At 42.5% G+C, this 2,349-nt stretch carries 3 protein-coding genes and 1 pseudogene; all 4 read right to left on the bottom strand.

The features are described 5' to 3' along the window. Positions 1-1,056 (bottom strand): phage late control D family protein (locus PVV69_RS09680; protein WP_273757332.1); only part of this gene is annotated, 1,056 nt, incomplete at its 3' end. Next, a complete protein-coding gene (locus PVV69_RS09675; RefSeq protein ID WP_273721185.1) occupies positions 1,053-1,277 on the bottom strand; it encodes a tail protein X in 225 nt (74 codons plus the stop codon). The genes PVV69_RS09680 and PVV69_RS09675, both read right to left, overlap by 4 nt. Then, complete coding sequence (locus tag PVV69_RS09670) at positions 1,274-1,654, bottom strand: phage tail protein (RefSeq protein ID WP_273757331.1); 381 nt, start codon at positions 1,652-1,654, stop codon at positions 1,274-1,276. The genes PVV69_RS09675 and PVV69_RS09670 overlap by 4 nt, the downstream gene beginning before the upstream one ends. Positions 1,655-1,659: 5 nt before the next feature. Next, positions 1,660-2,349, bottom strand: a pseudogene (locus PVV69_RS09665) (phage tail protein); the annotation flags it as partial.

The raw sequence follows: 2,349 nt of genomic DNA, 5'->3' as shown, positions 1-2,349 counted from the left end.
AAGCTTTGCTTCTGCTTGCACAAAGGGATCACCACCGATATCACATGAGAAAGAAGATTTCCCACGTGATGATTTGTTGCAATAAGCAGCAATGGCCGCAACCGCTTCTGATTGGTTATGGTAGGTATATTTGAGTTCATGAAACGGCGGATTACCAACTTTGACTTCTTTTTTTTCACCAGTGCGGATATCATGATAGGTTGCGAGAACACCGCCTTTCTTCTCTTTGTCTTCCTCTTCTTTCTCAGGTGTTGTTTCTGCTTTTTCCGATTCAGATGATGATGCTCTGTCACTGTCATCCATATGGATTACATCTTCACTCTCCTCGATTTCTTCTGGTTCTCTTGCATCGGCGGCGGCTTTTTGGTCATCTCCTGCATCTGTTGCTAAGCCATTGGCGCTACCTGCTTCATCTCGTGCACTATATTTAAAATCCCAAGAGGTACAGTGTTTTTCATGGATAACAACAATAGGGAGTGTTTCACCGGTAATGGCTTTGCCTTCACCCCGTTTGGCAAGTACCAATTTTCCATCAACGGGTTTTGCAACGGCGTCATATTCTTCTGCAAGGCGCGTGGCAAAAGCCATATCGCTTTCTACCGTTTGATCAATGTGACGCACAACAATTTTTGCAAGAGCAGGGTCAACTTTTGCTGTATAGCCATTGCGCTGTGCTATCTCTTGAATGATACTCCCGAGGGTTTGTTGATGATAGGATTGGCTTTTTGGTGTTCGATAAGATGTATTCATGGAGGCAGCGCGCCCTGTAACACTTAAGGTTTGTGGTGGACTGCTTACGGAGATTTCGTCTATCAGATAGGCGCCCATATCGCGGTTTTTACCGCCTTCATAGCCAAGTGTTATGGAAATAACTGTTCCGATGAGAGGAATGTCAAGAAAGCCGTTATCACACTCACGGGCGCGATCATCAAGCTCTATGGTGATACGGTCGCTTTTGTCTTCTGCTTCATCGGTAATTTCAATCGATAAGACATAGTCCATGAGAGTTCTTGTAATATCCTCTCCATTTGCCATCACGATGCAAAAAGGTTTCATGATTGACTGCCCCAAATTCTAATGACCGGTGTGGCTTTGGGATAGGGGAGGGTTGGAAGAAGAATTGTAATGCCTGCTTTTAAGATAGGGCCATAGTCTGCAAGACCAAAATTAGCTGCATAAACGCGTTCAACAGCAAGGGCTTGTTGCCCCTTGGCGTAGTATTTCCAGCAAATGGCATCAACCATATCGCCTTCTTTTGTCATGTAAAGATCACTCATAGTTCTTCACCATATTCTCTCAAATTGATGGTAAATTCTTGTTTTTTTGGGCTGCCATTTTGATGAAAAACACTTTGCTTTTCTTTGACAGAAAGGATGACAAACTTGCCTAAAATCTTGCCTTGACCCGTCACAAGGATATGAGGTCCCTCATGTGCCATTTGTCGTAAATATTCCAGTTGTCTATAACCGCCTTTAAAGTCTGGATAGATCACACCTGTTAGGGAAAATTCTGCATTTGCAACAGCTGGTAATTGAAGAGCAGCCTTGCGCCTCAATCGCCCTTGCTCGACCCATGGAATGTTATAGGTCATATCGAGGGCTTGATAGGCTGCTGTTTCAATGGAAAAAATAAAATGCCCTAAAGCTAACATCATGATGTTTAATCCGAAAGGCTAGAGGCGATAGCCAAGCGCTGTTGTTTAGCGTGGCGTTCAAGGGCTTGACTGACTGCGGCATGGATGTCTTGTGGAGAGCCATTTCCTCCTGAAATATTTAAATTTGTAATGGTTATGGGGGCGTTCACTTCTGTTGGTTTATGCACCATAATGGGTTCTGGAACCTTGAAAGATTCAACCTTTACATTTGTCGCCTGCATTTGTCCTGTTTCAACTATGCCTGTATTAAAACCACTCTTGCCTTTTCCTGATGGAGCATTGGAAACAGTTGCTGTCTCAAGCATTCTTTTTGCTCGTGCATTGGTTTCATCGGTAAAGGTTTTAATGGTTTGGGTTGAATTTTTATCGATTGTAGCACTAAATCCTAACTTTTCTCTCATCCAGTTTGGCATCCAACTGGTTAATGTGTTAATCATGCCGTTAAACCAATCGGAGAGAGCATTCCATTTGCTTTTAATGCCATCCCATAATCCTCCAATCAGATGGGCACCTGCATCCATGAGATTGACTCCAAACAACCACTCAATCAATGCATTGATTTTTTTGGCAATCCAAGAGAGTGGTGAAAATTTTTTAAAGAGAGTAAAGAGTTTATTAAAAACATTACTGCATAAATTAGCCAAAGAATTCCACAAATTGCGTAAGAAATTCATGACCGTATCCCAATTTTTATA

It is taken from the genome of Bartonella sp. MM73XJBT, assembly GCF_028618465.1.
GTDB lineage: Bacteria > Pseudomonadota > Alphaproteobacteria > Rhizobiales > Rhizobiaceae > Bartonella.
Note: the sequence above shows the minus strand (reverse complement) of the source record. Positions and strands in the feature narration are given on the sequence as shown.

Coding starts and splice junctions, on each gene's coding strand:
- PVV69_RS09675 (WP_273721185.1), bottom strand. CDS start 1,277: ATGAGTGATCTTTACATGACAAAAGAAGGCGATATGGTTGATGCCATT.
- PVV69_RS09670 (WP_273757331.1), bottom strand. CDS start 1,654: ATGATGTTAGCTTTAGGGCATTTTATTTTTTCCATTGAAACAGCAGCC.